We start from the raw sequence: 26,918 nt of genomic DNA, 5'->3' as shown, positions 1-26,918 counted from the left end.
ACATTGGTACTAAACCTGTGCAATAAAAGGCGCGAGGCTAAGGTCAAATCTGAGATTTGTGCCTTTACACCTTGCTGACTCTATATGTGGAGTGGTCGGCCAAAAAAAATATTAGATCTAGCGTCTACGATCGGTTACTCTAGTCTCACTCCGTTGTGTGGTTTGAGCAGTTATGTCTTTTGTTGGTCTACATATTCACAGCGACTATAGCTTGCTAGATGGTGCCAGTCAGTTACCCAAACTGGTCGATCGAGCAATGGAACTGGGAATGCCCGCGATCGCCCTCACCGATCACGGGGTGATGTACGGCGCGATCGAGCTAATCAAGGTCTGCAAAGGCAAGATTACGCCGATCATTGGCAATGAAATGTATGTGATCAACGGCGACATCACTAAGCAAGAACGCCGACCTCGCTACCATCAGGTCGTTCTCGCAAAAAATACTCAAGGCTATAAAAACCTAGTCAAGATCACCACGATTTCCCATCTCAAAGGAGTCCAGGGAAAAGGAATTTTCTCACGCCCGTGCATCAGCAAAGATTTATTAGAGCAATACCACGAAGGCTTGATCGTCACAAGTGCCTGTCTCGGTGGTGAAGTGCCGCAGGCGATTCTGCAAGGCAAGCCTGACATCGCTCGTCGCGTCGCTCGGTGGTATCAAGACCTATTTGGCGATGATTATTATTTAGAAATTCAAGATCACGGCTCACCCGAAGATCGAATCGTCAACGTTGAGGTCGTCAAGATTGCCCGTGAGCTAGACATTAAAATCATTGCCACCAACGATTCTCACTACATTTCTTGCTATGACGTAGAGGCGCACGATGCGTTGCTGTGCATTCAAACGGGCAAGCTGATCTCAGAAGACAAACGACTGAGATATAGCGGCACCGAATATCTCAAATCAGCCGACGAGATGCGGATGTTGTTTCGCGACCACTTGCCCGATGATGTGATCGAAGAAGCGATCGTCACCACCGTCGAGGTTGCCAACAAAATCGAAGAATACAAAATCTTGGATGAGCCGCGCATTCCCAATTATCCCGTTCCGACGGGTCAGACGCATAATGCCTATCTAGAGCAAATCACCTGGGAAGGACTTTTTAAGCGGCTAAAATGCCAGTCTCGCGTCGAGGTCAGCCAAGTCTATCAAGATCGCCTAGTCTACGAACTCGAAATGATGCAGCAGATGGGGTTTGCGACTTACTTTCTAGTCGTGTGGGACTACATCAAATACGCTAGAGATCATGGCATTCCCGTCGGGCCGGGACGTGGATCGGCAGCCGGATCGCTGGTTGCTTATGCCCTCGGAATCACCAATATCGATCCGGTGCATCACGGCTTGCTGTTTGAGCGATTTCTCAACCCCGAACGGAAATCGATGCCAGATATTGATACCGATTTTTGCATCGATCGCCGCGATGAAGTGATCCAATATGTCACTCAAAAATATGGCACTGAACGAGTCGCGCAGATCATCACTTACAACCGCATGACTTCTAAAGCGGTTCTCAAAGACACAGCGCGAGTATTAGATGTGCCTTATGGCGATGCCGATCGCATGGCGAAACTGATTCCGGTGATTCGAGGCAAACCCGTCAAACTGGAGGTAATGATTTCTGACAAAACGCCTGCGCCAGAATTCAAAGAGAAATATGACAAAGATCCCAAAGTGCGGCACTGGCTAGACACCGCGATCGGGATTGAAGGCACCAACAAAAGTGTGGGCATTCACGCTGCCGGAATTGTGATTTCCTCCGATCCGCTCGACGAGATCGTGCCACTTCAACGCAACGCGGATGGGGCAGTCTTTACCCAATATTACATGGAGGACATCGAAACTCTGGGTCTGCTAAAAATGGACTTTTTGGGACTCAAAAACCTGACGATGATCCAAAAAACGGTGGAGCTAGTTGAGCAAACTCGTCACGTGACGATCGACCTTGATAACCTATCGCTTGAAGATCCCGCAGTCTACAAGCTTCTAGCACGAGGCGAGTTAGAAGGTGTCTTCCAGCTTGAGTCATCAGGGATGCGGCAAATTGTCCGTGATCTCAAACCGTCAGGAATCGAAGATATTTCGTCAGTGCTTGCCCTTTATCGTCCAGGCCCATTGGATGCGGGGCTGATTCCTAAATTTATCAATCGTAAACACGGGCGAGAAGCGATCGACTACGCGCACGACATTCTCAAACCGATTCTCAACGAAACCTACGGCATCATGGTCTATCAAGAGCAAATCATGAAGATTGCTCAAGATATGGCAGGCTATTCGCTCGGTCAAGCGGATCTGCTGCGTCGGGCGATGGGCAAAAAGAAAAAATCTGAAATGGAAAAGCACCGCGAAATGTTCGTCGAAGGTGCCGGGAAGAACAACGTTAAACCCAACGTTGCAGATGCGCTGTTTGAGCAAATGGTGCAATTTGCTGAATATTGCTTTAACAAATCTCACTCAACAGCTTATGGATACGTCACTTATCAAACCGCTTATCTAAAAGCAAACTATCCCGTCGAATATATGGCGGCATTGATTACCGCTAACAGTGGCGATCAAGATAAAGTTCAGAAATATATTGCCTCTTGCGTCAGCATGAATATTCAGGTGCAGTCGCCTGATATCAATCGCTCTGGCGTAGACTTTACGCCGACTGGAGAAAACATTTTGTTTGGCTTAAACGCCGTCAGAAATGTGGGACAAAGTGCAGTTGAAGCCCTCCTTGTCTCTAGAGAAGAAAAAGGCGAGTTCAAATCGCTGGCAGACTTGTGCGATCGCGTAGACTCCCGCGCCATTAATCGTCGAGCCTTAGAATCTCTAATCTACTGTGGAGCCTTTGACAACGTTGATTCAAATCGCAATCAACTTATCCAAGACTTAGAACTGGTGATGGATTGGGCACAATCTCGCGCTAAAGATCGGGTCAGCGGTCAGGGCAATTTGTTCGACTTGATGGGCGGCGGTGCGAGTCAGCAATCCAGCTTTGAGACGGCACCCAAAGCGCCAAAAGTGCCCGACTTTCCGCAGCAAGAAAAACTGCGTTTAGAAAAAGAAGTTCTCGGCTTTTATATCTCTGATCATCCACTTAAACAGTTGCAAGAGTCAGCAAAGATTCTTGCGCCGATTAGCTTGAGCGATTTGGGAGATCGTCAAGAAGGCGACAGCATCAGCGCGATCGTCATGCTCACCAACGTCAAAGCCGTCACCACCAAGAAGGGCGATCGGATGGCAATCATCACGATCGAAGACCTGACCGGGCACTCAGAAGCCGTCGTCTTCCCCAAATCTTTCGAGCGAATTGGACATCTGATCGTTCCCGATGCCCGACTGATGGTGTGGGGCAAAGTCGATCGCCGCGATGATCAGGTGCAGTTCATCCTTGACGATGCAGAACCGATCGAAACCGTCCGCATGGTGATGGTCGAACTCGAACCGAGTAAAGCAAACGACAGTCAAGAACAATATCGACTGCGGCAAATCCTGCAAGAGCAGCGAGGCGAAGACCATAGCGCTAGGATTTCAGTGGTAGCGATCGTCAGTGCTCACGATCGTCGTTATTTTGTGCGGTTTGGGCAAAAGTTTCGGGTGCAAGACGAACACGCAACGGTGACGGCTTTAGGAAAAGAAGGCTTTCGGGCACGAGTGTCTTCGTTAGTTAGTGCTTAAATAGATCACTACATACTAAGAGCCGCTCAGCGGATATGTTGTTTCATTGGGCAATTTTGCAGCGAGATGTGCCAGAAAGTGCGGCGGTGACGGGCGATCGTGGAGTGATTGTGGATGAGCTGCCGTTTTCTCAAGCGCTCCAAGAATCGGGCTATACGATCGAGGTGTTTCAGCAGGGGAAAACGCTGGATGTGGTGGCTGCTCAAACTCAGTAGGGTTAACCTAAGCCAGAGAACAACAAATGCAATGGCAGATTAGAACTGACAATACAATCTCTATCAATTTACAGATTGATGATATTTTTCTACTACGGTTTGTCAATAAGATTCAGAACCCTGCTATTAAAAACTTCCTAGTTTTTCAACATACGAAATTGCATGAAGACATGCAAAAGATCTGGCTCAGTGAGTTGCATAACATAATGGAATTGAGCCGATCTGATGCCAGAAAGCATTACTTGAAAGGTAATAAACTTCCAAAAGATCTTCAACTACGTGAACAAGTTCTTTCTGAGCTAGCAGACCGATATCTAGATAAGCATCATCTAAACTGGTTTCTCATGAAGGATCTAGAGGCTTTACTTGAGCTTGCCCTTTCTACTAAGAGCGTTATTCATTGCGTCAGTAATTGAGACGATTGCTCACCTTGCAGTAGCGCGATCGCCAAGGCTTGCTCAGGCAAAGGAGCCACATCACCTCCAGACCACTTTGAACCAGGTTAAACCAGTTGCCAAACTTTCACAGTGTTATCAGAACTACCACTTGCAAACCGTCGCCCGTCAGCGCTGACAGCAACCACGTTTACAGAGTTAGTATGCTCGGTGAGTGTGCCGATTAATTCACCCGTGTTGAGAACCCAGAGCTTCACTGTTTTGTCATTACTGCCACTAATCAGCGTTCTACCGTCGGGGCTAATGGCGATCGAGTTAACAATCTCGGTGTGACCCAACAATGTGCGAATCACTTCGCCAGTGTTGGGGTTCCACAGCTTGATCGTTTTGTCTTTGCTGCTGCTGGCCAAAATTTGCCCATCGGGACTGATGGCGATCGACATCACTGAATTAATGTGTCCGCTCAGAGTTCGCACGAGATGACCCGTGTGGAGGTTCCATAACTTAATCTGATTATCAAGTCCACCACTGGCAAGAATCTGGCTGTTGGGGCTGATTGCGACCGATCGCACCATTCCCGCTAGGTCAGTAAAACTTTGTAGGAGTTCTCCAGTTTTGGTGCGCCATACGCAGACGGTGCGGTCTTCGCTGCCACTGGCAAAAAACTGTCCATCGGGGCTAACGGCAACCGAGTTGACATCGCGACTGTGACCCGCTAGCGATCGCAGCATGGCTCCATTCGGAAGCTGCCAAATTTTAATTGTGTCGTCATCACTGCAACTAATCAACGTCTTGCCATCGGGGCTGGTTGCCAAACAGTTGATCGGTTTGCTGTGCCCTGTGAGAATGCCAAGCCGTTCGCCAGTGGTTAAATCCCACAGCATGATGCGATCGTCTAAGCCACCGCTAATCAACGTTCTGGCATCTGAACTGAGGGCGATCGCAACTACCCAAGATGAGTGCCCGCTTAACGTATGCAAACATTTCCGAACCTGCCGACTTTTAGAAGATGGCTGAACTTTGCCTCTCGGAAACGAGGGTTGAGAAATTGGGGGCTGAGGTGAACCCGAAGGTGTTTCTCCAGAAGGTCTGGCTCCTGAATCTCTCGGTGAGCCAGAAGTGGGCGGTTGAGTCACGCCCGGCGCGCTAGCAGACCGAGACGACCCTTGAGGAGAGGCAAACGCAGGAGTCGATAAGGCAGCTCGCAGATCACGCATGGCTTCGTCTGCGGTTTGATAGCGATCGTTGACCAGATCTTTTAGCATTTTGTCGAGCATTTGCCCGATGCGATCGCTAACCGCCGCTCCTCGCTGCGCCAGCTTTTCTCGCCACAGCCAATGCCCTGCCAGCGGATCGTAGAGATCTTCAGGTCTGATTTGAGTCAGCAGATAGACACAGGTTGCGCCCAGGCTATAAAAGTCACTAGCGGGGTAGGCTTGACCGTTTCGCAATTGCTCGATCGGCGCATAGCCTTCGGTGCCGATTTTGGTTCCGGGTTGAGTTGAGGGGCTTTCGGTTAAGAGCTTGGCAACCCCAAAATCAATCAATACGAGTCTGCCATCGAGTTTGCGACGAATAATATTTGAAGGTGTGATATCGCGATGAATGACATGATGATCGTGCACAAATTTCAAAATCGGCAGCAGTCGCACCAGCACTTCTCGAATCTTTTGTTCACTAAAAGCTCCTTGCCGATGCAGTTCTTGTGCCAGCGTTGGGCCTTCGATAAATTGCTGCACTAAATAAAGTCGCTGATCATGCTCAAAATAGGCAAGCAGCGTCGGAATGTGAGGATGCTCACCCAGTTCATGAAGGCGCATCGCTTCTTGTTCAAACAGTCTTACTGCCTTTTCTAACCCTTTAGTGCCTTTCAACTGAGGGGAAAACTGCTTAATCACACAATAGGTTTTCAGCCGATCTTCATCGACAGCGAGAAACGTTTTGCCAAACCCGCCTTGACCCAAAGGCTTTAAAACACGATAGCGCCCTCGCAGTGTCGGCACCAGTTTTACTCCGCAGCTTTGGCAAAACTCCGTCCCATCAACATTCTGCGGGCGCTTACACTCAGGGTTTAGGCAGTAAGTCATTAAAAGACATCAGTAACTGGATGGGCGGTCGAGGGCAAAGCTCCACGATCGGCAGTGAAGCGGTCTTATTCTGATTTTACTCCCCAAACGATCAGCAAGTAAGCTGAGAGCAAATAGCTCATCGTTGAACGCTTTTAATCATGCCTGATTCCATCACGATCGTGGTCAAACTGTTTGCGGTTTATCAAGAAGCCTGCGGGACTCCAGAGTTAATGCTAGAACTCCCGGCTGGGGCAACTGTGGCTGACGTGCGCGATCGGCTGATCGCCAAGCATCCTGAACTGACTCAATGGCGCGATCTGACTCGATTTGGCGTGAACCTGCAATTTGTCGAGCCTGACACTGTTCTTCAGCCAGGAGACGAAGTGGTCTTCATTCCGCCAGTGAGCGGTGGAATTTAATCCCGACTTTTTCTGTCGGGATTGTTTGACTCGATTTTTTGCCCATGTTACTATCAGGCAACGTCAGCCGTTAAACCTTTAGAACGCTTGCACCGAGAGGATTTCAAGATATGACTCAGGCGACTCAACCCAAAACTCACTCTACCACTGCTGCCTTTGAAGCGTTGAAGTGTAAAGAGTGTGGCGCAGAGTATGAACTGAAAGCGAGTCACGTATGTGAGTTTTGCTTCGGCCCATTAGAAGTGAAATACGACTATGAGTTCTTGCGCCGCACTGTCACCCGCGAAACGATTCAGGCAGGCCCTAACTCGATTTGGCGCTATCGTCCGTTTTTGCCAGTTGCCACTAACACCCCGATCGATGTCGGCACGGGCATGACTCCTCTGGTGCAATCTAACCGTTTAGCCCGTCGCTTGGGTCTCAAAAAGCTTTACATCAAGAACGACGCGGTGAATATGCCGACTTTGAGCTTTAAGGATCGGGTCGTATCCGTTGCATTGACTCGCGCCCAAGAGCTAGGCTTTACCACTGTTTCTTGTGCCAGCACTGGAAATTTGGCAAACTCGACAGCCGCGATCGCGGCTCATGCGGGTCTAGACTGCTGTGTGTTCATTCCTTCTGACCTCGAAGCAGGCAAAGTGATGGGCACTCTGATTTACAATCCGACGGTGATGTCTGTTCACGGCAATTACGATCAGGTGAATCGGCTTTGCTCTGAGGTCGCCAACACCCACGGCTGGGGCTTTGTGAATATTAACCTTCGTCCCTACTATTCAGAAGGCTCTAAGACGCTGGGCTACGAGGTGGCGGAACAACTAGGATGGCAGTTGCCCGATCACATTGTTGCGCCGTTAGCGTCGGGTTCTCTATTCACCAAGATTTATAAAGGCTTCCAAGAATTTGTAGAAGTTGGGTTAGTCGATGCGAAGCCTGTGCGGTTTAGCGGTGCTCAAGCCGAAGGCTGTTCTCCGATCGCCAAAGCCTTTGAAGAAGGACGTGACTTTATCTCACCCGTGAAGCCCAACACGATCGCCAAATCGATCGCGATCGGCAACCCCGCAGATGGCGTATATGCGATCGACATTGCCCGCAAGACTAATGGCACCATCACCTCAGTCAACGATGCCGAAATCATTGAGGGCATTAAGCTCTTAGCCGAAACCGAAGGCATCTTCACTGAAACCGCAGGCGGAACGACGATCGCCGTTCTCAAAAAGCTGGTCGAAGCCGGGAAGATTGATCCCGAAGAAGTCACAGTTGTCTACATCACAGGTAACGGTCTCAAGACTCAAGAAGCCGTACAAGGCTACGTCGGCGAACCGTTTACGATCGAGCCAAAACTCGACAGCTTTGAGCGGGCCCTAGAGCGGTCAAAAACCCTCGATCGTCTAGAGTGGCAGCAAGTTCTCGTCTAAAAATGATCAATGATGAGGGCTGTATTCAAGACCGCTCATCGTTCATCACTAATCATTAATCACTCACCATTTTTCCTTCATCATGGCTGTTAAAGTTCTCATTCCCACCCCATTGCAGAAACTCACCAATGATCAAGCAACCGTTGATTGCAGTGGCACTAGCGTTGCAGAGTTGCTAGAGTCTCTCGAACTAAGTTGCCCCGGCATTAAAGCCCGTCTTTGTGACGAACAAGGACAACTACGGCGATTCGTTAATTTCTATGTTAATAGTGAAGACATTCGCTTTTTAGATGGCGTGAATACTTCACTTAACGATGGCGATGAAGTTAGCATTATTCCGGCGATCGCGGGTGGCTGATCAAATCAAGCCTTCTCCCATTTATTGAGCCGTTGGTAAGAATTTCTTGCTAACGGTTTTTAGTATTCAACCTGAGTTCGGGATAAGTTACTGCTCCGTTTCAGTTCCCTTCGCCCCCTAAATCCCCCAAACTTGGGGGACTTTGAAGCAGAAAGATCGACCGCGTTCAAGAAATTGTGCCCATTCCAAGTCCCCCAGCATGGGGGATTTAGGGGGCGAGACGCTCGGCATTGGACGATCAAACTATCGCAGGCTGCACAGGAGACCAGGTTCAATCGCTAGGCAGGCAATGATTAACCCGAACTGACGTTATTCATTAAACAGTTTGCGGACTCGCTAAAAAAACTTTGGTTTGATACTTCAAATAGACAAAGCCACGATCGTCTACCCAGCGCTCATACAAATCATTGAGATCGACGAGCAGTTGTTCATAAGCCGCTCCTGCTTGCGGAATATACGATCGGCTCTTGGCGTTGCCAATCAATCCTGTTTGATCAAGGGCTTGTTGAGACAAAAAACGGAATTCCTGCACGTTGATAAAATTGGGATTTTCAGGAAAAACCTCTGGACGATCGAGAGCAGGATGCTTATCGGACGCTTTCCGCATAATTTCCCCCACCTCTTGAGTCAACAAATCGTTTAAGTCTCGGTTGTTCCACACCAGCGCTAGCCGTCCTGATGACTTAAGAATCCGATGAAACTCAGCGAGTGTCGAGTCTGGCTCAAACCAGTGAAACGACTGAAAACACGTCACCAAGTCTACTGACTGATCGGGTAAGCCAGTTTGTTCTGCTGATGCCTGTTGATATTTGACTTTGGGATGCGTTTCTGCGGCAGCACTCATCGCGGCGTTGGGTTCGATCGCCCACACATTCACCCCCCGATCTGCCAACAACCGAGACGAAATGCCTGTTCCCGCACTGATATCGGCTGCAATTAATTGAGACGGTTCACCCAATTCTAAAAGCAGTTGATCGATCGCTTCAGTCGGGTAGCTGGGGCGATAGTTGGCATAGTTGGCGGCACGATCGCTGAATCGATTTAATGGGTCAAGCTGATAGAGCGAAAGATTAGACATAGATGCCGTGTATAAGCTTTGTTGAGAGAACGAAAAGCTAAACGCCCCTATTATGGCTTAATGTCTAATCCGCAAATTGTTATTGATACGAACGTCATCGTTTCTGGGTTACGCTCTAAACGCGGAAGTGCCTTCAGATTACTTACGCTTGTAGACACGGGACTTTTTGACATACACCTCTCTGTCCCATTAGTTTTGGAATACGAAGAGGTACTGTATCGATTGTAGAGACTTCAGATTAATCAAACGGTAGCAAACGACCTGCTCGGTTTTCACTGCGCTGTGGCTAAACACCATCAAATCTTCTTCTTGTGGCGACCTTACCTTCCCGATCCTAAAGATGATAGGGTTCTCGAACTAGCAGTTAAGGCAGAATGTAATTACATCATCACCTACAACCTTCGTGATTTTGTCGACGTGAAGCGGTTTGGGTTACAAGCTCCCGAACCTGCTTTCTTTCTACACCGCATTGGAGCTTTGCTATGAGTAGCCTGCAAGTGCAATTGTCAGATTCGCTTTATAAAGACTTACAAGTAGTTTCGCAGCGACAAGGAATTTCGGTTGATCAGTGGGTTGCGATCGCCATTGCAGAAAAAATGGCTGCGCTGATGGGTGTAGATTATCTAGAAGAGCGAGCCAAGCGGGGAAGTCGGGCAAACTATGAAGCAGCCTTAGCCCAAGTCCCAGACATTGAGCCAGAAGCACATGACAGACTGCCCAGATAACTAGCTCAACGTTGGGTATTTAGCTTGTCTACAAAAAACCCCCAACCTAAGCCAGGGGTGAATCATCAGGGTGCATCTACCATTCCTCTATCCTCACAAAACAGTGAGCTTTCCGGAGGAAACTCGATCGCATCCATAAAGTTTTCATAAAGACAAAACTCAGTCGTCATCAGGCTTTTAGGCTTCTCTGTTGACTGGCAGCTTGTTTAATCGGCTCCAGCAAGTCTAGCGAAAGATGCAAACTGTTGAGAGACGAGTAATCAGCGCGTTTGGTTTCAAGATTGGGGCCGTGATAGTCACTGCCGCCTGTCATCAGTAATTGATACTCTTCACACAGGGCTTCGAGCCGCGCCACCTGTCTGAGTGTGTGACTAGGGTGAAAGACCTCAATGCCCATCAACCCAGCCTCGACGAGTTGAGGCAAAATCTCTTCAACATAGCCACCCCGAAACAGACAAGGATGTGCCCACACGGGAACTGCCTTGCACGCTCGCAGCAGTTCTATGCCGTCCTCGCTGTCGAATTTTTCATAATGCACATAGGCAGGTTTATCGTCACCGAGAAAGCGATCGAACGCCTCGCGCGATGATTCGACATAGCCCGCCCGCACCATTGCCGTCGCAATATGAGGACGACCCGGAGCCATACTTTCTCCCATTTCTGGCAACTCAACGGGGTAGCCTAGATCGGCTAATTTTTCGACAATCTTCTGCGATCGCCGTTTGCGTCCTTCTAGCCGTTCATTCAATGGCGCGGACAGTAGATCACGATCGGGGTAAAAGCCCAAAATGTGGAGCGATCGATCGTTGCAAACAGTGCTGAGTTCCAGTCCAGGGACAATTTCGAGTTGGTCGATCGCGGCGGCAAACGCTTCATCCCAACCGCCCATCGTGTCATGGTCAGTGATCGCTAACGCCTGAACTTTTCGAGCGATCGCGGCGTTGACTAGCTCAGTCGGGGTGAGAGTGCCATCAGAATAGGTTGTGTGGCAGTGAAGTTCTAACATACTTCTATTACAACACTTCTTTTTTAGGTCGTCGCAATGCCTGAAGGCCCAGAAATTAGACAAGCGGCTGACGAGATAGCAAAGGCATTGGTCGATCGACCCGTGACCGAGATTTTCTTTGCCTTCGATCGGCTCAAATCGTTTGAGGACATTTTAACTGGGGAGAAAGTCACCGCCGTCAAAACACGCGGAAAAGCGATGGTGATTTGCTTTACGATTCCGCTTTATATTTATAGTCACAATCAGCTTTATGGTCGCTGGTATGTGCGAAACTTGCAGTCTTATCCGACTACGAATCGACAGTTGAGATTAGCGATTCACAACTCAAAAAAATCGGCGTTGCTCTACAGTGCATCTGACATTCAGGTGTTAGATGAGCATGAGTTGGCGACCCATCCGTTTCTCAGTCGAGTTGAGTTGGATGTGTTGGATCAAGCTGTTACCGTTGAGCAAATTGTCGATCGCTTTCTTGACAAACGCTTTCACCGTCGTCAACTCACCTCATTATTGTTAGATCAGCATTTCTTAGGCGGATTGGGCAACTATCTTCGCAGCGAAATCTTATTTGTTGCAAAAGTGCATCCGTCTTTACGTCCCCTAGACTGCGATACTGGACAGATTCATGCTTTGGCGCAAGCGGTTTTATCGGTGACGCACCAGTCTTATCTGACAAAAGGCATCACCAACGATTTGCAAATTGTTGCCCAACTTAAAGAGCAAAAATATAAACGCAGTGACTATCGGCATTATGTCTTTGGTCGTGAAGGGAAACCTTGTTTTTTGTGCGGTACGGCGATCGTCAAAGAAATCTATGCAGGTCGGCGGCTCTATTTTTGTCCTCGGTGTCAAGCGCTTTAACGTTTCTACAAAACTGAATCTATGCAGCTAGTTAATGTAATGCAAACACTCTTCGATCGTCCGCCAATTCCCTTTGATCCCAATCGTCAGTCGCTTAAAAGTTGGGCAAAGTTTTGCTTACAAGATCGGGGGTTTAAAGTGGTTTACGCTCAAAACGCAGATTTTGCCGTTGAAACCAATACAGGCGAAAAAGTCTACTTCAAGGTCAACACTAGTGCTGAGAATCTAGACCCCAAAACAGGATGGATTGTCGTAGACGAATCGGGTCAAAAGGCAACGGTGATTGCGCCAACGTAGGCTTATGCAGATCTGTCACGTTCACGAATTAAATGGGTGTGAAAATCTTTGGTAAATTTAGGATTGCGCGATCGAGCAATCTGTATCGAGCGTTGCCCTGCCCGATCGTGGCGCAATTCAATCATGCCTTTAAGTTCTTGCCAAAAAGGACGATCGGACTTGTGTAAATCGAGCAACAGCAGCGTCACACTCAGCAGCAAAATGCCAATGCCGACCACAAACAGCGCCAGAGCGGTGGTGATCAGCCAAGTGGCATCAACTACCGTCCTGAGCGATAACGTGAACGTGCTGGCAACAAACACCAAAAAGGCGTAGTGAATCGAGATCGTGCCCTTTTGCGCTAGTTTGACTTGCTGCTGAAGGTGACGAAGTTGCTTTTTGAGCAGCAAGAGCCGATCGCCCTGAGACTCATAGGCTAAATGCAAAACTTGGCAATATTCCAAACTGGTGGTTTGCAAGCGGTATTCTAAGGCGCTGCGACGCAGCAATAAGCCTGCCAAAATAAAAGCACAGGCGACAATCATCAGCACTGAGTTGAGAATTAGCTGAATGAGTTGTGTGGTTTGCTCGACGCTCATAAATTCTCTCCGCACCAGGTTGGGGTGCCAACAGAATACCATAGTTTAGTACAAAAGTACTAAATGCCTTCAGATTTATAAAGACGTACGGTTCGATCGCTAGACAACCTCTCTACTCGCAAATTTCACCACAGCTTGAGTCAATCCTTCTAGGGTATATTCCTCGGCTTCTACGTCAACCCGTCCAAGTAGAGATTGGCAAGTTTTTGAGGTTTGAGGTCCGATCGAGGCAATGCCAACGTTTTCTAGATAAGTCTGCCAAGCTTCACCCAGCGAGGTTTCGACGAGTTGACAAAAATATTTGACTGTTTTAGAACTGGCAAACGTGATCACATCGACCTGACGATTTTGTAGAGCGGCTAAGGCTGCGGGGTCGATCGTCACCGGACACCCTGACTGATAAGCGGCAACTTCAGTCACTTCTGCACCTTGATCGCTAAACTCTTTCATCAGCACTTCTCGCCCCCCCGTCTCCACTCTGGGAAACAGCAGTTTTTTGCCACTCACAGGCTCCGGAAAATTCGCCACCATTGAGTCAGCCACAAATGCGGGTGGAATAAAATCTGCTTGTAACCCTCGCTGCTTGAGAATAAATGCTGTTTTCTCACCCACTACCGCAATTTTAATCGCAGATAGCCCTCTGACATCTTGCAACCGTGAAGCTAAACGCTCAAAGAAATATTCAACGGCGTTGCCAGACGTGAGAATTAGCCAATCAAACTCGTTGAGCCGCGCGATCGCGTTGTCTAGCTCTTGCCAATCAGACGGCGGCGTAATCTCTAGAGTAGGCATTTCAACTACATTTGCGCCTTGCTGTTGAAGTAGTTTGGTGAACTGGCTAGACTGCCCAGCCGATCGGGTGACGAGAATCGTTTTGAGAGAGAGAGGAAGGGTAAGCACAGCGAATAACGGGTAAAAGACTAGAATAGACCGGAACCGATCGCATCTCTCTGTTAAACGGTCGCGGGAGATGGGCAATGTTAGCGATCGTGAGTTGGGTTAGAAGTGGGCGACAAAAATGAATGTAACCCCACAACCTCGCCAATCACGATCACACAGGGCGACAGCGAATGGTTTGTGGTGTGTGACAGAATTTGTGCCAATGTGCTCACCCAAATCTGCTGCTGAGGGTGCCCTGCCCACCGAATGACCGCGATCGGAGTTTGCGGCGATCGTCCTTGTTTCTGCAATTGCTGAACGATCACGGGCAGGTGCTGTCCGCCCATCAAAATCACCAGCGTGTCGATTTGGGCTAAAGTCTGCCAGTCTAAGCGATCGGGTTCGTGAGCGCTAAGAACCGTGAAGCAGCGACTCAGGACAAGATCCGTGAGCGGAATGCCCGCCAGCAGAGGAGCCGCCAGCGCTGAGGAGATGCCCGGAACTACCTCAAATAAACATCCTGCGGCGTTGAGCGCTTGAATCTCGGAGGTCGATCGCCCAAAAATAAACGGATCTCCACTTTTGAGCCGAATAACTTGTTTGCCTTGCTGACACTGGTTGACCAGGAGGCGATCGATTTGGTCTTGCTTCATGCTAGGCTTGCCGCCCCGTTTGCCCACGTTGAGCTTTAAGCAGTGATCGGGGGCGAGTGTTAATAAATCGATATCGACTAAGGCATCATAAACGAGCACTTCTGCCTGAGTTAAAAGCCGATAACCTTTGACAGTTAGATAATCAACGGTTCCAGGCCCTGACCCGACTAGATAAACTTTGCCTACTAGGATGACCATAGCGCTGAGAGACGAGAGATAACTCTACTATCGTTGAATTTTCCGCTAAGTTCGACTCAGTGCAAAAGACAGGCGATCGCAAAAATCAAATATTCCAGAAAGAACATTTTCCAAATAAATTGATAAAACTTTGCCACTTCTCGCGGCTCGTGTAGGTCAACTTTTTGACTCCGTAACCATAGGGCACTGACCAACAAAAGATGACTCACGATCAGAAAAGGTGCATTCACTGACGGCAACCAAAATGCAGCCGCCACCATTCCTAAATAGCACGCGGTCAAGACCCACCGAGAGAGATCGAACACGGCTTTCTGACCGACTCTTAATGTAAAAGTGCTGATATTATATTGACGATCGCCCTCCATGTCAGGAATATCTTTAAAGATTGCGATCGCGAACGTAAACACCAATACAAATAGCGTCAGTGCCCACACTTTGGGCGGAATCGGAAATCCATGATTAAAGTGCAAAAATAATCCAAGATTGACGATCGCGCCCCGAACGCTAAAAATGCACAGCGATGCCCAAAAGGGAAACCGCTTGAGACGAATCGGCGGCAGTGAATAGGCCGTGCCGATCGCCAAACTCAACCCCACCATTCCTAATAGATACTGCCCTTGTAAGGCGGCAAGGAGGATCGCCAAAATGCCTGTAATGGTGACGATCGCGACTCCTTGAGTGCGAGAAAATTCTCCAGAAGCCAGTGGTAAATGCGGCTTGTTGATGCGATCGATCTCAACATCTTCTAGCTGATTAAGTCCGACGATGTAAACATTCCCACAGAGACACGCCAGCAGAGGCAGAAACCAGGAGAAAGGCTCAAAGACAAAGGGCTGATTAGCGGCAGCGATAAAATACATGCCCAAAACGCTGCAAGAAGTGCCGATGATCGTATGGGGGCGAGAGAATTTCCAGAAAGCATAAAGCCCAGGAGCGTATCTTTGAACTGGGTTTGAGACAAAAGAAACGGACGATTTTGGAGAAGTTCGGCTCATAATAATGTTTGAATTTATGAATAGATTTATATAGTGAGCGATCGCTAAATTATCAGCCTTTAGTCATATTCTGTATATCTTAGATAAAGCAGCCTTGTCTTTGAATTGTAGAGCATCCACCAGCCTGCATTTGAAGGAATTTGTCCGAACTTATTGTCTATCTTTCCTAGCTCAAAGCAGCGCAAATTATTCAAGTCATTCAAGCTTTGTAAATCGACTTCAGATAGTCTTGTCCACGGGTTTAAAGACGATAAAAAACCAGAACGTTCGCGAACGTTTTCTAGAAACCATTGTCTAATTTTTGCAAACTGGTTTGGTTTGCACACCTCAAAAAGCCGTGGTTTAGTTGGCACTGAGTCTTCTTTGACTCGAAATCTTAACCACACATCTTGACCGTCAAACACAAAAAGATATCCGCCTCCAATCTGCTGATCTCCAGTCACTTTAGTCTCAGACTCTTGATGTTGATAAAGCCAAGTGGCATCAGTTGGAGTTGAAAGATCGAAGCGAAAAATCACTATCAGTAGCACAATCAGAATCGAACTAATCAACGCGATGCTGACTAAAACGCCAACAAGAGCGAGTAAAACGTCAACGATTTTGAGATAGATATTTGGTTTTTGAGATCGACGATCGCGACGCGCAAGTCGATTGATCAACAACAGGAGTCTGTTCATTTCGCTGCGGCTTTCAGGTTACTTTGTAGCACAGACTAACCCAAATTTAATTAGCCCGCGATCGTAGCCTCGACTCATGAGTCCCAACGACAGGGCTGCCTGAATAGTCGTCCAGCCCGATGTCAACAGTCCAAAAAAGGCGGCTGGCGTAAAGGCTGAGTCAATGACGACGTTCCAAAAAGGTGCAACGGCGGTTGACCAATCTGCCGATCGCAGATCTTTGAAACCCACTTTACGAGCAATCTGCTCATACTCTGGCAGCGAAATCACATAAGGCAGGCAATAAACTCGATAAATGTCTTCTAAGTGCTTTTGCTCGTCGGCGGTGAGCGGTTGGCGATCGATCTCTCGATGACACCACGTTGCAAAAATAAAGGTGCCACCTGGTTTGAGAACTCGGTGACACTCTTGCAAAAACTTCGCCTTGTCGGGCATGTGTTCGCCACTTTCTAACGACCACACCAAATCAAAAGAATCATCAGCGAAGGGCATTTCTAACGCATTCGCAACTTGAAAGTGAGCGTTGAGTCTGGCGGATTGGGCCCGCTCGATCGCTCGATTAGCTTGAACAGGACTCAACGTAATCCCCGTTGCTTTAGCACCAAATTTCTCGGCTAAATAAAGCGAACTACCGCCAATGCCACAACCAACATCCAGAATATTGTCAGCCTGGGTGACGTTTGCCCAGCGCAACAGTTCTTCAATGAGGTCAATCTGTGCTTGTCTGCGTTCTTTGGGGTCTCGACCGTCTGTCCCATAATAACCGTGGTGCATGTGTTCTCCCCAAACCTGCTCCCACAGACTAGAAGAGGCATCATAAAACTGCTGAATTTGTTGATAGAGGGTCGAAGTCATGCCAGAAACTCATTAAAAGGCTAGAAAACAGCCTACCTTATCGACGACGATTTGATGAGTCTCTGAAGGAGGTTCGCAAGGTACACTAAATTTGCCTCCACATCCCAAACTCCTTCATGACTGTCTCCCGCACCATTTGCCTCGGATTTCTCGCCGTCATTACCACGGGAACGCTGCTATTGATGATGCCGTTCTCTCTCGCCAGTGGCGCTTGGAGCAACCCAGTGGTTGCTTTGTTTACCTCGACCTCAGCAGTTTGTGTGACCGGGCTGTCGGTCGTCGATGTCGGCAAATTCTACTCATTTTGGGGGCAGTTCTTAATCGTGCTGCTGGTGCAAGTTGGCGGACTCGGCTATATGACAGCAACGACAGTGCTGCTGCTGCTGCTCGGCAGGCGGTTGGGACTCAGAGATAAAGTTGCCATTCAACAGTCTTTAGACATCCCAGGGTTATCGGGGTTAGCGATGTTGATCCGATCGATTATCGCCACTACCCTGATTTTTGAACTCACAGGGGTCTTTTTGTTAATGCTGATCTTTGTGCCTCAATTTGGGTTTAACCAAGGGCTGTGGCTCTCAATTTTTCACAGCGTTAATGCCTTTAATAACGCTGGATTTAGCTTGTTCTCCGATAATTTAATTCAGTATGCTAAATCTCCCTTGATGAATGGCGTAATTACGCTGCTGATCATCTTTGGCGGAATTGGCTATCAAGTGATCATGGAGATGTTTTTTTGGGGGCGCGATCGCGTCTCAAACTCTGATAAAAGATCTTTTTTCACACTCAACTTTAAGATTGCGTTGAGCACCACACTAGTCTTATTAGCGATCGGCACACTCGCATTTCTCGCAACCGAATCTCGTAATGTGCAAACGCTGGGTGCTTTGGGCTGGGGCGATCAAATCATGGCAGCCTGGTTTCAGTCGGTGGTGCCACGAACGGCAGGGTTTAATACGATCGACATCAGCAAAATGACCAACGCAGGGTTATTTATTACGATCGCGCTAATGTTTATTGGCGCAAATCCGGGGGGAACGGGTGGCGGCATCAAAACAACGACGTTCCGGGTCTTGATTAGCAGCACCAAAGCCGTCTTGCAAGGCAAAGATGAAGTGCTGTGCTATCACCGCCAGATTCCGGTACCTCTGATTTTAAAGGCGGTAGGCGTTTTGGTAGGTTCTGCTATGACGGTGATCGGCGGAACAATCTTGATTACTCTCACCGATCCAGAGCTTGATTTTATTAATATCTTGTTTGAAGTGGTGTCTGCCTTTGCAACGGTTGGTCTATCCGCAGTCGGAACGCCCAACATCTCGTCCCTCGGACAGATTGTCTTAATTGGAACCATGTATGTCGGTCGTGTGGGAATTTTGCTGCTAGTCGGTGCGCTTCTAGGCGACCCAAAGCCCAGTTTTGTCAATTATCCCGAAGAAAATTTGCTGGTGGGTTAAGCTGCATGCTCAACTCGTTAGATACTTTAAAGGATAACAGGGTCACTCTTTATTTCAAATCCCTTACTAATAGAACTGTGAATCTATCTGCACTTAAATTCTTTCATGGGCTTCGGGCTGATCATAAAAACAAGCAATTTGCGGTGATTGGCTTGGGGCGCTTTGGTCGCGCGGTTTGTTCGACGCTGCACGGTCAGGGATATGACGTTTTAGGGGTTGATTCTGACATGGAGCGAGTCGATCAGGCTTTAAGCGATCGCATCGTTGCCCATTCGCGACAGCTTGACTCAACCCAACCCGCTGCCCTTAAAGAAGCCGGAATTCTTGAGCAAGACACTGTGATTGTGGCGATCGGAAACTATGTTCAAGAAAGCATTATTACGACACTCAATGTCAAAGAGGGCGGCGTTCGTCATGTGATTGCCAAAGCCTCTTCAGAGATTCATGAAAAGCTGCTCAAAAAAGTGGGGGCTGATCATGTGGTGTTTCCCGAACACGACGCGGGCTATAACCTGGCGCGATCGCTGACCAAACCCGGCATTCTAGAACGCTTTGAACTCGACCCCGAAAACAGCATTGTCGAGGTGATCGTGCCCGAAGAATTTGATAATCGCACGATCGCCGAAATAAAACTGCGCGCTCGCTATGGGCTAAATATGCTGGCGTTTAGTCAAGATGGCAAGTTTGTGATCAATCCTGACCCGATCACCATTCTTCGCAAGGGTTCAGCGATCGTGGTGATTGGGGCGAATAAGGACATCGATCGACTACCCATTTAGAACTGTGAATTAAATTAACGTCAGTTCGATGAGTTCCTTCGCCGCAATTGTTTTTGAAATGGCTGTCACTAAAAAAGAGACAACCCCAATGTTGGAGTTGCCTAATCAAGTCTGGAAAGGTGAATTTCAAAGAGTGACTTCTAAGGAATTTTGGAAAGTTAGACGGCTTCCAAATTCTTTTCCCCAGTCCGAATCCGAATTACTTGGTCAACGGGAGTAATAAAGATTTTGCCATCCCCAATTTCCCCAGTGCGGGCAGCAACAATGATTTTTTCAACCACCATATCAACCTGTTCATCTTCGACTACGATTTCGACCTTGAGCTTCTGCAAAAACTCAACTGTGTATTCTGAGCCGCGATAGCGCTCAGTTTGCCCCTTCTGTCGTCCAAAACCCCGGACTTCAGAAACCGTCATGCCCACAATGCCAGCATTGACTAATGCAATCTTGACTTCATCAAGTTTGAACGGGCGGATGATAGCCTCAACCTTCTTCAAGCGCTTACACTCCTTCTCAATTTGTCTGTATCTATCAATCTATCAGCATGACTCTTCTATCACCGTTAGCCAGAAGCGGTTTGTAACGACGACTACCCTTTGAGGTTGAAGTCATGCCTTGTGCAGATATACCCTAGAGTCTCCCACGATCGCGACTCGATTTTTTGACGAACTATTGCACGTCTATTGAGTCTAGCTATCGTTTTATCAACATTTGTGGCAGCTTGTAACGTGCTTTCAGACTTGCCTATTTATTCCCAGACGGCAAGAGGGGGCGCACAATTAAAAAGCCCGTACCAAAAGCTGTGATGACGATCGTCACAATAATTAGCCCTAACAACCAACCGTTTAACTCAGTCGGACGTTTGTCAGCCTGAATTTTGCGACGAGGCTGGCTTTCTTGCTCAAAGACTAGATGATCTGACAACAAGGGCGACTCGTTTGACTCTACTAGGTATTGCTTGGGTAGAGGAGGTGCAGGCGGACGCGCTACTGCTGGAGGAGCGCTAAATCTAGCCTCTAGGTCGGGCATCACCTCTACACGAGGGATTTGAGGCAAATCCATATTCACGGGCGGCAAATTGCTCACGACTTGACGAAGATGTAGAGTCGTCAAGGCGGCCTTCTCAACCTCTTGCCGCAGATAATTATTTTGCTTGGCTAACTGCTGGTTTTGCGCTTTGAGTGCTTCTACAGTTGATCTTGAAGCCTGAAGCTCGGCGGTCACCTCGCGGTAGAGAGAAATGGGCACAGACGGAGAATAAGCACTTGCAGATGAGACAGGTTGCCCGGATGCTTTAGCAGTCCGCGCAGAGGGTTGAGGGTTCACGTTAGAAGTCATAAATTTGCATCACCACAGTCAAACAGTCAGCAGAATCTGGAAAACTATGCCACAGAATAGCTGTAATTTAGGCAATTGAAGCAAAAATAGTCAAGAAATTTGGCAAAAATCACCCGATCGCGACAGATTTCTCTCGATCAGGTGGAAGATGACTCAGAAATTCAAAAACCGCTTGTGTGTTCGTGCTTCGATCGCGACAAGATCGCAAACAGAATTGCTACAATCAATCAGTTTTAGAATGGTCAATACTGACTGAATCCACGATCGCCAATCCACCTCTATGACTCATCCTCAAACGCAAGAAACTTCGTCGGCTCCAGGCGTTAAATATGGCGAACGCATCATCGAAGAAGGTGGACTGATTACCTTCCCCAATCCGCGACCCGGACGGCGCTATACGATCGCCATTACGCTGCCAGAATTTACCTGCAAATGTCCGTTTTCTGGCTACCCTGACTTTGGGACGATCTATGTCACCTATGTGCCCGATCAGCGGGTAGTTGAGCTAAAAGCCATTAAGCTCTATATCAACAGCTACCGCGATCGCTACATCTCTCACGAAGAGTCTGCTAACCAGATTTTGGATGATTTGGTTGCCGCTTGCGATCCGTTAGAAATCAATGTCAGAGCCGACTATACACCTCGTGGGAACGTGCATACAGTCGTTGAAGTGAACCACAAAAAGGGTGAAGCGTAATTTAAGTTCGGCGTGTCAATCGGCGTAACGTTTTCACCCCAGCCCAGCCTAAAAAGCTGCCCACAAAATAAGGGGGGAAGTCTGACCAGCCAAAGGTGTTGCCCAAAACCAATCTTCCGGGTAGGGTGGCGCGAATGGCTTGCAGAAATGGTGGCTTCCAAAGCTGAAGAAACTCGATCGCGCAGGATGTGAGGAAAACGGCGATCGCCACCCGCATCACAGACGCTTTGGGATAGCAACCCATCACCAGCAAAATCCAAAAGATCTGGTAGGTGAGACTGCCGCCGATGTCGTGTAGCCATTCCGCCCCACCCTGCGAAAATCGTACTGCATAACCTATTGGCAGGAGGGCGATCGCGCAGACGAGAAGAGCAACTCGATAAGACATGAATCTACTACGCGATCGTTGAGTTGTGACTTATTCACTGACTGCCTATGAATTTTTAGCTCTAACCAATAAGCCATGTTTAGGTGCAAAAATCATCGCAACCACAAACAGCAGCGTTTGCAGCACTACAATACATCCGCCTGTTGAGCCATCAATGTGGTAGCTGATGTAGGTGCCCATGACGCTAGAAAATACGCCGGAAGCCATCGCAATCAGCACCATGTGGTCAAAGCGATCGCTTAACAAATACGCGGTTGCCCCCGGCGTGACCAACATAGCAACGACTAAAATAATGCCAACGGTTTGCAGCCCAGCAACCGCAGTCAGCGACAGCAAAGACAGCAGAACATAGTAGAGAAAAACAATATTGATCCCGATCGATTGGGCATGAGTCGAGTCAAAGCAAAATAAAACTAAATCTTTGCGTAAAATCGCCAGCGTCACTAGGGTGATCACACTAATGACGATCGTTTGGATAATGTCAGAATCCGAAATTCCTAAGACATTGCCAAACAAAATGTGGCTCAAATCGACTGTGCTGGTGATTTTGGAAATCAGCACAATACCCAACGCAAAAAAGCCAGTAAACACCAATCCAATCACCGTATCTTCTTTAACGCGAGTTTTGGATTTGATAAACCCGATCGCGATTACAGAACCCACACCAAACACAAACGCCCCGATCGCAAAGGGAATATTCAGCACATAAGCAATCACCACTCCTGGCAGCACCGCGTGGGAGACGGCATCGCCCATCAGCGCCCATCCCTTCAAGGTCATGTAGCAAGATAGGGCAGAGCAGACTAACCCCACCAAAGCACTGACGAGAATTGCCTTGACCATAAACTCGTGCTGCAAGGGTGCGGCAAACCACTGAATCAAGTCCATTCTTGCTCCTCCTGACTACGCTGAGTTGACCGACTTTTGGCAAATCCGAAATCGCCAACTGAACCGCCAAAGGTGCGGGAAAGATTTTCTTCTGTAAACACCTCTGAAGTCTTGCCATAAGCCAGAATCGTGCGGTTAATCAACACAACCTGATCGCAGAAGGTGGTGACAGAAGCAAGATCATGGGTAGAAATTAAAACTGTATAACCCGCCTGTCGCAGTTCCATCAGCAGGTTAATCATCATCTTCTCGGTTTTGATGTCAACTCCTGCAAACGGCTCATCTAGCAGCAAAACGGTGCTTTGTTGCGCCAATGCTCGGGCAAAAAAGGTGCGTTTCTTTTGGCCGCCGGATAGCTCACCAATTTGGCGATCGTGCATCTGCCACATTTCGACTCGTTCTAAACTGTCTCGCACGGCACGCTTGTCGGGCGATCGAGGAATTCGCAGCAAATTCATGTAGCCGTAGCGTCCCATCATCACGACATCGTGGACGCTGACCGGAAAATTCCAGTCCACTTCTTCCGATTGGGGCACATAAGCCACCAGATTTTGTTTTTGTACCTGACGAATCGGTAGCCCATTAATCAGCACTCTGCCGCTGGCAGGTTTAACAAAGCCCATCACTGCTTTAAACAGCGTAGATTTTCCTGCGCCATTCATCCCCACCAGTCCGCAAATAGTTCCGGCTTTGAGTTGCAGTGAGGCACTATGCAACGCCACTTTACCGTGATAGGCGACCGTCACATTTTCGATATCAATGCTAATCTGCTCCATAGGTTTCCTCTACTTACTTTGCAAGCCCTTGATCAAGGTGTTGATGTTGTATTCCAAAAGTTTGAGATAGGTTGCTGCAGGACCGTCGGTCGGAGAGAGAGAATCGACATAGAACACGCCTGCAAATTTTGCACCTGTTTCTTTTGCCACTTGAAGCTGTGCCTCATTGCTGACCGTGCTTTCGCAAAACACAGCCGGAATCTGGTTTGCCCTCACCGTATTGATTACCTTTTCCACCTTTTTCGGCGTGGCTAGCTGTTCGGCATTGACTGCCCAAATATAAACCTCCTTTAAGCCATAGTCGCGAGCAATGTAGGAGAATGCACCTTCACAACTGACGATGTAGCGTTTATCGGAAGGAATAGTTGAGATAGCTTGGTTCAGTTTTTCGTCGATCGACCGAATCTGCTGACTGTAAGTTTTGGCATTTGCGTCATAGGTTGTCGCGTTAGCCGGATCGAGGTTTACCAGTGCTTTGCGAATATTTTCGACGTAGATCAAAGCATTTTTAGGCGACATCCAAGCGTGGGGATTGGGCTTGCCTTGATAAGCATCTTCGCCAATGTTGACGGGTTGGAATCCTTCACTCAAGGTGACATGAGAAACGTTGGGCAGACTGTTGTAGAACCGGGTTGCCCAGCGTTCCAGGTTCAAGCCGTTTTCTAAAATTAGATCAGCCCTTTGCCCTCGTTCTAGGTCACTAGGCGTGATTTCATAGCCGTGAATTTCAGCCCCCGGTTTAGTGATGGATTCGACGATCGCCTTGTCACCTGCCACGTTTTGCGCCATATCTGCCAGCACCGTAAATGTGGTGAGAATGACCTTTTTATCGTTTTGAGCAGAGGCAGCAGGGGCTTGATTTTGCTGAGTCTGAGACGGAGTAGTCTGGGCGCACCCACTTAACCACGCCCCCAACAAAAGAGTAAACAGACCAGCCTGCAAGCGTCTTAAGGAAATTGAGCCTTGATTAAGACCGAATTTATGCTTCATAGTTATTTTTCATAATTCTTTCACTTTTTGAAATCTATCATAAAGTGGCAAAGAATGAAAGAATTATGAAAAATAGGAATAATCGATCGTGCCAGTAGTCTAAACAATCCAACAATCTGCCTAAACTTCAGCTAACTGAGTGCTTGTGTCTAAGACATTCTCTCGCTCCCCAATCTGATCTAACAGTTCTAAAAACTCGCGTTCAAAAGTAACTTGAGCACGGTTTGTGTTGCCGCCAATGTAGAACTTACCGTCCTTTTGCAATGCCCAAATTTGGGAGTGAGACACATAGCTCATCATGGTGCTGATCATCAGCAAGCCAAAGCCTAGATAAACGATCGGAATCCCCGGATCAGCTTTGATTTGTAGCCCAGTGCTGCCGATGATGTCAGCGATCGCCAACGTTACGCCTTTAACTTGCACCGACATTCCTTTACGAACGGTCGAAATCAGCTTGCCATCGGTGTCATAGATGAGCAGCAGTCCTTGTAAGTCTCTCGCAATCAGAGATACCCCATCACTCAAATCAGGCTTGAGCGGAACCCAGGTGCCCCAAACTCGACTGCCGACTGCATCTAGTTTTGCCATCGGAAACTGCAAGACTGGGCTTTTGTTGAGTTTGACTTGCACCGCCGCGATCGACCAATCTGCCTGATAGAGCGTCACGCCCTTGTGTTTAAGAGGTTCGTTGACGTGAATGGTCTTACGATCGACCTCTTTACCGTCGTTATCTAAGACTGATAAGTCAGAATAAAACTGGTCAATTTCGCCCGTTGGCAAATAATCAATCCAAAAGCGATTGACTTTGACTGCCCAATCTTTCGGGAATTGGGGTTCTGCCCACGGGCCGGCATCGACAATATTGTTAATCAGAAAAGTTGACCCACTCGGAGCGACTTCTTGAGCAATGAAACCAGTCATTGCACCCACCATGCCACCGATCAAAATTAGCATCATGCTGACGTGAACGACGATCGGGCCAATCCGTCCAATAATGCCTTTACGAGCGTAGATCGTATCACCACTGCGAAACACCCGATATCGGCGTTTTTCTAATAGAGAAACGGCTTTCTCTAGTGAGGCAGAATCAAACTCAGCGCTCAATGCAAATTTCTGAAATTGTCGCGGCTGCGTGTAAAACTTGCTAGTGTTGCGCGTAAACCATCGCAGCGCAGGCAACTGTCGCACAAATGTACACGCGGTTAGACTAGAGCCAAATAAAATCAGCAGCGCCAAATACCACCAGGTGCGATAGACATGATCAAATCCAGCCGTCAGCAAAACCTTCCAGGTGAGAAACCCAAACAGGGCGGGATGTTCGGGGTAGTTTGCCTGATAAAACGCTAACGGTTGCCCTTGCTCGATGACGGTGCCCGTGATGCTAAACACGGCGATCGCTAACAGCAACACGATCGCCAATCGCAAGTCTGCCAACAGCGGCAATAGTTCTTTTTTAAAATAGCGTTTGGGAGCCGATCCCAAACCGGATAGTTTCGTCAAAAACGCACGATCTGTCGTCATGTTTAATTAAAAAAGTTAATTCTGGAGAGCAAAGAAAATACACCGAATCCCACGAGCAAACTACCGCTAACGGGATTAATCCAACCCGACCAGCGCCGCAGTTCTAACAGTTTTTTAATTGAAGCGGTGAACGTTCCAGCTAACACTAGAGGAGCCACATATCCGGCGGTATAGCACAGCAGCAAAGTTCCTCCCACCAATGGATCTTTAGTGGTCGAAATCCACGTTAGTAAAGTCGCTAAAACGGGAGTGCTACACGGAGACGCAACCAATCCAAAGGTTAGCCCGATCAGATAAGAGCGAACCCCAGCAGGCAAATCTTGCGAAATCCAATCTGTGCCGCCCCACGCAGGCAACTTTAAGGGCAAGGCTTCTAAGAGATTTAAGCCCATGATGATGGCGACGAAACTGACCACGATCGGCAGCCCAATTCCAATCTGCCCATAGACTTGACCGACTACGGTTGCAAAAATTCCCAACCCTGCGAGCGTCGTTGCCAGCCCTAATGAAAACCAGATGGATTGTGCAGCCGCTTGCATTCGGCTCTTAGTTTCATAGCCGCCAATGTATCCGATCGTGATCGGCAACATCGATAACGTGCAGGGTGTCAGACTCGTGAGCAACCCGGCAGCAAAAATCACGCCGACGCTAGTCAGAGATAAATGGGTGAGCTGGTTTGAGACTAGATGATTGGCAAACTGCTCTAGCTCATACAGATGAGTTTGAAGGGCTTCTAGCATAAGGAATTGGGGAGCAGGG

29 protein-coding genes and 1 pseudogene are annotated in these 26,918 nt (G+C 48.2%); 13 read left to right on the top strand and 17 right to left on the bottom strand.

From position 1 onward, the window contains the following. The first annotated feature begins 172 nt into the window (after positions 1 to 172). Genes BRW63_RS17150 through BRW63_RS17140 form a run of 3 tightly spaced genes read left to right on the top strand, consistent with a single transcriptional unit; the run spans position 173 to position 4,292 of the window. Positions 173 to 3,661 (top strand): DNA polymerase III subunit alpha, encoded by a 3,489-nt coding sequence (locus BRW63_RS17150; RefSeq protein ID WP_073073258.1) that lies wholly within the window; start codon positions 173 to 175, stop codon positions 3,659 to 3,661. 35 nt (positions 3,662 to 3,696) lie between these two features. Beyond that, on the top strand, positions 3,697 to 3,876 hold the full coding sequence (locus tag BRW63_RS17145; RefSeq protein ID WP_073073256.1) for a hypothetical protein: 180 nt from the start codon (positions 3,697 to 3,699) through the stop codon (positions 3,874 to 3,876). Positions 3,877 to 3,902: 26 nt separating this feature from the next. Further along, the gene (locus BRW63_RS17140) at positions 3,903 to 4,292 is read left to right on the top strand and encodes a hypothetical protein (protein WP_073073254.1); all 390 of its coding nucleotides are present in this window, start codon (positions 3,903 to 3,905) and stop codon (positions 4,290 to 4,292) included. A gap of 86 nt (positions 4,293 to 4,378) precedes the next feature. On the opposite strand, the gene BRW63_RS17135 is transcribed toward BRW63_RS17140, so the two are convergent. Continuing rightward, positions 4,379 to 6,358 carry a serine/threonine-protein kinase gene (locus BRW63_RS17135; protein ID WP_073073251.1) on the bottom strand — a complete coding sequence of 660 codons (1,980 nt, stop codon included), beginning with the start codon at positions 6,356 to 6,358 and terminating at the stop codon, positions 4,379 to 4,381. 140 nt (positions 6,359 to 6,498) lie between these two features. Here BRW63_RS17135 and moaD point away from each other — a divergent pair, with 140 nt between their 5' ends. From moaD to BRW63_RS17120, 3 genes are all read left to right on the top strand, one after another. Further along, positions 6,499 to 6,759, top strand: a complete 261-nt coding sequence (moaD, locus tag BRW63_RS17130) for a molybdopterin converting factor subunit 1 (protein ID WP_073073249.1) — start codon at positions 6,499 to 6,501, stop codon at positions 6,757 to 6,759. A 110-nt stretch (positions 6,760 to 6,869) separates the two neighbouring features. Then, positions 6,870 to 8,174, top strand: coding sequence for a threonine synthase (gene thrC, locus BRW63_RS17125; RefSeq protein ID WP_073073247.1), 1,305 nt, complete (start codon positions 6,870 to 6,872; stop codon positions 8,172 to 8,174). Between the two features lie 82 nt (positions 8,175 to 8,256). After that, a complete protein-coding gene (locus tag BRW63_RS17120; protein WP_073073245.1) occupies positions 8,257 to 8,532 on the top strand; it encodes a MoaD/ThiS family protein in 276 nt (91 codons plus the stop codon). Between the two features lie 316 nt (positions 8,533 to 8,848). Here the strand turns inward: BRW63_RS17120 and BRW63_RS17115 are convergent, their stop codons facing one another. Next, positions 8,849 to 9,610 (bottom strand): class I SAM-dependent methyltransferase, encoded by a 762-nt coding sequence (locus tag BRW63_RS17115; RefSeq protein WP_073073243.1) that lies wholly within the window; start codon positions 9,608 to 9,610, stop codon positions 8,849 to 8,851. A gap of 60 nt (positions 9,611 to 9,670) precedes the next feature. Here BRW63_RS17115 and BRW63_RS29990 point away from each other — a divergent pair. Continuing rightward, positions 9,671 to 10,096 (top strand): annotated as a pseudogene (locus BRW63_RS29990) (putative toxin-antitoxin system toxin component, PIN family). Next, a complete protein-coding gene (locus BRW63_RS17105; protein WP_073073241.1) occupies positions 10,093 to 10,335 on the top strand; it encodes a CopG family transcriptional regulator in 243 nt (80 codons plus the stop codon). Before BRW63_RS29990 ends, BRW63_RS17105 begins: the two are co-directional and overlap by 4 nt. Positions 10,336 to 10,504: 169 nt before the next feature. On the opposite strand, the gene BRW63_RS17100 is transcribed toward BRW63_RS17105, so the two are convergent. Beyond that, positions 10,505 to 11,341 (bottom strand): PHP domain-containing protein, encoded by an 837-nt coding sequence (locus BRW63_RS17100; protein ID WP_073073239.1) that lies wholly within the window; start codon positions 11,339 to 11,341, stop codon positions 10,505 to 10,507. Positions 11,342 to 11,377: 36 nt separating this feature from the next. Between BRW63_RS17100 and nei the strand changes: the two genes are divergently transcribed. Both nei and BRW63_RS17090 read left to right on the top strand, forming a co-directional pair. Further along, the gene (nei, locus tag BRW63_RS17095) at positions 11,378 to 12,199 is read left to right on the top strand and encodes an endonuclease VIII (RefSeq protein WP_073073237.1); all 822 of its coding nucleotides are present in this window, start codon (positions 11,378 to 11,380) and stop codon (positions 12,197 to 12,199) included. Positions 12,200 to 12,220: 21 nt separating this feature from the next. Beyond that, positions 12,221 to 12,496, top strand: coding sequence for a hypothetical protein (locus BRW63_RS17090; protein ID WP_073073235.1), 276 nt, complete (start codon positions 12,221 to 12,223; stop codon positions 12,494 to 12,496). 2 nt (positions 12,497 to 12,498) lie between these two features. Here BRW63_RS17090 and BRW63_RS17085 read toward each other — a convergent pair whose 3' ends face one another. From BRW63_RS17085 to BRW63_RS17060, 6 genes are all read right to left on the bottom strand, one after another. After that, positions 12,499 to 13,074, bottom strand: a complete 576-nt coding sequence (locus BRW63_RS17085) for a DUF2721 domain-containing protein (protein WP_073073233.1) — start codon at positions 13,072 to 13,074, stop codon at positions 12,499 to 12,501. Between the two features lie 99 nt (positions 13,075 to 13,173). Further along, a complete protein-coding gene (locus tag BRW63_RS17080) occupies positions 13,174 to 13,974 on the bottom strand; it encodes a uroporphyrinogen-III synthase (RefSeq protein ID WP_073073231.1) in 801 nt (266 codons plus the stop codon). A gap of 80 nt (positions 13,975 to 14,054) precedes the next feature. Beyond that, positions 14,055 to 14,804: a uroporphyrinogen-III C-methyltransferase gene (cobA, locus tag BRW63_RS17075; protein WP_073073229.1), complete on the bottom strand. Its 750-nt coding sequence runs from the start codon at positions 14,802 to 14,804 to the stop codon at positions 14,055 to 14,057. A gap of 56 nt (positions 14,805 to 14,860) precedes the next feature. Further along, the gene (locus tag BRW63_RS17070; RefSeq protein WP_073073227.1) at positions 14,861 to 15,799 is read right to left on the bottom strand and encodes a homogentisate phytyltransferase; all 939 of its coding nucleotides are present in this window, start codon (positions 15,797 to 15,799) and stop codon (positions 14,861 to 14,863) included. A gap of 59 nt (positions 15,800 to 15,858) precedes the next feature. Further along, entirely contained in the window at positions 15,859 to 16,476 is a 618-nt protein-coding gene (locus BRW63_RS17065; RefSeq protein ID WP_073073225.1) for a hypothetical protein, read from the bottom strand. An 18-nt stretch (positions 16,477 to 16,494) separates the two neighbouring features. Then, on the bottom strand, positions 16,495 to 17,331 hold the full coding sequence (locus BRW63_RS17060; protein ID WP_073073223.1) for a methyltransferase domain-containing protein: 837 nt from the start codon (positions 17,329 to 17,331) through the stop codon (positions 16,495 to 16,497). Between the two features lie 116 nt (positions 17,332 to 17,447). Here BRW63_RS17060 and BRW63_RS17055 point away from each other — a divergent pair, with 116 nt between their 5' ends. Continuing rightward, positions 17,448 to 18,782: a TrkH family potassium uptake protein gene (locus tag BRW63_RS17055; protein WP_073073221.1), complete on the top strand. Its 1,335-nt coding sequence runs from the start codon at positions 17,448 to 17,450 to the stop codon at positions 18,780 to 18,782. A gap of 77 nt (positions 18,783 to 18,859) precedes the next feature. Next, on the top strand, positions 18,860 to 19,561 hold the full coding sequence (locus BRW63_RS17050; RefSeq protein WP_073073219.1) for a potassium channel family protein: 702 nt from the start codon (positions 18,860 to 18,862) through the stop codon (positions 19,559 to 19,561). Between the two features lie 158 nt (positions 19,562 to 19,719). Here the strand turns inward: BRW63_RS17050 and BRW63_RS17045 are convergent, their stop codons facing one another. Together BRW63_RS17045 and BRW63_RS17040 are read right to left on the bottom strand one after the other, a co-directional pair. Then, positions 19,720 to 20,058 carry a P-II family nitrogen regulator gene (locus BRW63_RS17045; RefSeq protein ID WP_073073217.1) on the bottom strand — a complete coding sequence of 113 codons (339 nt, stop codon included), beginning with the start codon at positions 20,056 to 20,058 and terminating at the stop codon, positions 19,720 to 19,722. Between the two features lie 247 nt (positions 20,059 to 20,305). Continuing rightward, positions 20,306 to 20,899: a hypothetical protein gene (locus tag BRW63_RS17040; RefSeq protein WP_073073215.1), complete on the bottom strand. Its 594-nt coding sequence runs from the start codon at positions 20,897 to 20,899 to the stop codon at positions 20,306 to 20,308. Between the two features lie 280 nt (positions 20,900 to 21,179). Between BRW63_RS17040 and queF the strand changes: the two genes are divergently transcribed. Beyond that, a complete protein-coding gene (queF, locus tag BRW63_RS17035) occupies positions 21,180 to 21,596 on the top strand; it encodes a preQ(1) synthase (protein ID WP_073073214.1) in 417 nt (138 codons plus the stop codon). A gap of 1 nt (position 21,597) precedes the next feature. Here the strand turns inward: queF and BRW63_RS17030 are convergent, their stop codons facing one another. From BRW63_RS17030 to BRW63_RS17005, 6 genes are all read right to left on the bottom strand, one after another. Next, positions 21,598 to 21,984, bottom strand: coding sequence for a ribosomal maturation YjgA family protein (locus BRW63_RS17030; RefSeq protein WP_073073212.1), 387 nt, complete (start codon positions 21,982 to 21,984; stop codon positions 21,598 to 21,600). 45 nt (positions 21,985 to 22,029) lie between these two features. After that, positions 22,030 to 22,872 (bottom strand): metal ABC transporter permease, encoded by an 843-nt coding sequence (locus BRW63_RS17025; RefSeq protein ID WP_073073210.1) that lies wholly within the window; start codon positions 22,870 to 22,872, stop codon positions 22,030 to 22,032. Then, positions 22,863 to 23,648 (bottom strand): metal ABC transporter ATP-binding protein, encoded by a 786-nt coding sequence (locus tag BRW63_RS17020; RefSeq protein WP_073073208.1) that lies wholly within the window; start codon positions 23,646 to 23,648, stop codon positions 22,863 to 22,865. The genes BRW63_RS17025 and BRW63_RS17020 overlap by 10 nt, the downstream gene beginning before the upstream one ends. 9 nt (positions 23,649 to 23,657) lie before the next feature. Next, a complete protein-coding gene (locus BRW63_RS17015) occupies positions 23,658 to 24,638 on the bottom strand; it encodes a metal ABC transporter substrate-binding protein (protein ID WP_073073207.1) in 981 nt (326 codons plus the stop codon). A gap of 120 nt (positions 24,639 to 24,758) precedes the next feature. Then, entirely contained in the window at positions 24,759 to 26,159 is a 1,401-nt protein-coding gene (locus BRW63_RS17010; protein WP_073073205.1) for a cytochrome c biogenesis protein, read from the bottom strand. A 2-nt stretch (positions 26,160 to 26,161) separates the two neighbouring features. Then, positions 26,162 to 26,899, bottom strand: coding sequence for a cytochrome c biogenesis protein CcdA (locus BRW63_RS17005; RefSeq protein ID WP_073073203.1), 738 nt, complete (start codon positions 26,897 to 26,899; stop codon positions 26,162 to 26,164). Positions 26,900 to 26,918: the final 19 nt, after the last annotated feature.

This window comes from Phormidesmis priestleyi ULC007 (assembly GCF_001895925.1).
Lineage (GTDB): Bacteria > Cyanobacteriota > Cyanobacteriia > Leptolyngbyales > Leptolyngbyaceae > Phormidesmis_A > Phormidesmis_A priestleyi_A.
Note: the sequence above shows the minus strand (reverse complement) of the source record. Positions and strands in the feature narration are given on the sequence as shown.

Coding starts and splice junctions, on each gene's coding strand:
- BRW63_RS17150 (WP_073073258.1), top strand. CDS start 173: ATGTCTTTTGTTGGTCTACATATTCACAGCGACTATAGCTTGCTAGAT.
- BRW63_RS17145 (WP_073073256.1), top strand. CDS start 3,697: ATGTTGTTTCATTGGGCAATTTTGCAGCGAGATGTGCCAGAAAGTGCG.
- BRW63_RS17140 (WP_073073254.1), top strand. CDS start 3,903: ATGCAATGGCAGATTAGAACTGACAATACAATCTCTATCAATTTACAG.
- BRW63_RS17135 (WP_073073251.1), bottom strand. CDS start 6,358: ATGACTTACTGCCTAAACCCTGAGTGTAAGCGCCCGCAGAATGTTGAT.
- moaD (WP_073073249.1), top strand. CDS start 6,499: ATGCCTGATTCCATCACGATCGTGGTCAAACTGTTTGCGGTTTATCAA.
- thrC (WP_073073247.1), top strand. CDS start 6,870: ATGACTCAGGCGACTCAACCCAAAACTCACTCTACCACTGCTGCCTTT.
- BRW63_RS17120 (WP_073073245.1), top strand. CDS start 8,257: ATGGCTGTTAAAGTTCTCATTCCCACCCCATTGCAGAAACTCACCAAT.
- BRW63_RS17115 (WP_073073243.1), bottom strand. CDS start 9,610: ATGTCTAATCTTTCGCTCTATCAGCTTGACCCATTAAATCGATTCAGC.
- BRW63_RS17105 (WP_073073241.1), top strand. CDS start 10,093: ATGAGTAGCCTGCAAGTGCAATTGTCAGATTCGCTTTATAAAGACTTA.
- BRW63_RS17100 (WP_073073239.1), bottom strand. CDS start 11,341: ATGTTAGAACTTCACTGCCACACAACCTATTCTGATGGCACTCTCACC.
- nei (WP_073073237.1), top strand. CDS start 11,378: ATGCCTGAAGGCCCAGAAATTAGACAAGCGGCTGACGAGATAGCAAAG.
- BRW63_RS17090 (WP_073073235.1), top strand. CDS start 12,221: ATGCAGCTAGTTAATGTAATGCAAACACTCTTCGATCGTCCGCCAATT.
- BRW63_RS17085 (WP_073073233.1), bottom strand. CDS start 13,074: ATGAGCGTCGAGCAAACCACACAACTCATTCAGCTAATTCTCAACTCA.
- cobA (WP_073073229.1), bottom strand. CDS start 14,804: ATGGTCATCCTAGTAGGCAAAGTTTATCTAGTCGGGTCAGGGCCTGGA.
- BRW63_RS17070 (WP_073073227.1), bottom strand. CDS start 15,799: ATGAGCCGAACTTCTCCAAAATCGTCCGTTTCTTTTGTCTCAAACCCA.
- BRW63_RS17065 (WP_073073225.1), bottom strand. CDS start 16,476: ATGAACAGACTCCTGTTGTTGATCAATCGACTTGCGCGTCGCGATCGT.
- BRW63_RS17060 (WP_073073223.1), bottom strand. CDS start 17,331: ATGACTTCGACCCTCTATCAACAAATTCAGCAGTTTTATGATGCCTCT.
- BRW63_RS17055 (WP_073073221.1), top strand. CDS start 17,448: ATGACTGTCTCCCGCACCATTTGCCTCGGATTTCTCGCCGTCATTACC.
- BRW63_RS17040 (WP_073073215.1), bottom strand. CDS start 20,899: ATGACTTCTAACGTGAACCCTCAACCCTCTGCGCGGACTGCTAAAGCA.
- queF (WP_073073214.1), top strand. CDS start 21,180: ATGACTCATCCTCAAACGCAAGAAACTTCGTCGGCTCCAGGCGTTAAA.
- BRW63_RS17030 (WP_073073212.1), bottom strand. CDS start 21,984: ATGTCTTATCGAGTTGCTCTTCTCGTCTGCGCGATCGCCCTCCTGCCA.
- BRW63_RS17025 (WP_073073210.1), bottom strand. CDS start 22,872: ATGGACTTGATTCAGTGGTTTGCCGCACCCTTGCAGCACGAGTTTATG.
- BRW63_RS17020 (WP_073073208.1), bottom strand. CDS start 23,648: ATGGAGCAGATTAGCATTGATATCGAAAATGTGACGGTCGCCTATCAC.
- BRW63_RS17015 (WP_073073207.1), bottom strand. CDS start 24,638: ATGAAGCATAAATTCGGTCTTAATCAAGGCTCAATTTCCTTAAGACGC.
- BRW63_RS17010 (WP_073073205.1), bottom strand. CDS start 26,159: ATGACGACAGATCGTGCGTTTTTGACGAAACTATCCGGTTTGGGATCG.
- BRW63_RS17005 (WP_073073203.1), bottom strand. CDS start 26,899: ATGCTAGAAGCCCTTCAAACTCATCTGTATGAGCTAGAGCAGTTTGCC.